1 protein-coding gene is annotated in these 481 nt (G+C 66.1%); it reads left to right on the top strand.

Annotation, left to right across the window (positions count from 1 at the left end; translation table 11 throughout):
- Positions 1-481 (top strand): hypothetical protein (locus J4G38_RS21500; RefSeq protein ID WP_226163644.1); only part of this gene is annotated, 481 nt, incomplete at both ends.

Below are 481 nucleotides of genomic sequence, written 5' to 3'. Positions count from 1 at the left end.
CCCAACGCTGCCCTTTACCAACCGTTTCGACATCGACCCGACGTACGCCAGCGTGGTGACGGGCAACGTCAACCTGCCCAACCCCGTCACGGTGCAAACCGAGCAGAACGAGTGGACGCTCTGGCTGCAGAAGATTCAGCAGAACGGCGTCACCCCCGGCCTCTCCGGCAGCACTACCCCCACTACGCCCGTAACTCCAGTTGCTGCGACTCCGGTAACCCCCGCCGCACCGAGCGGCGCTACCTTCTACCGCGCCTTTAACCTCGATGGTAACGCCCTGACTCTGGACGGCAACAACTGGGAAAGCGGCACCGCCCCCGACCTGCAAGTGAGTGGGGGCACGGGCTTTGCCAGCCAGGGGTCGACGTTGACGCCGGCCACGGACGCGAGCCGGGCGGGCATGATTCGCTCGAGCGTGTACGGCAACTCGGTGCAGCTGACGGTGGGCAACGTGCCCGGCGGGGCCTACCAGGTGTACCTG

Origin of the sequence: Hymenobacter terricola (genome assembly GCF_017921975.2) — a bacterium.
Lineage (GTDB): Bacteria > Bacteroidota > Bacteroidia > Cytophagales > Hymenobacteraceae > Hymenobacter > Hymenobacter terricola.
This window is presented reverse-complemented; position numbering and strand designations above follow the sequence as displayed.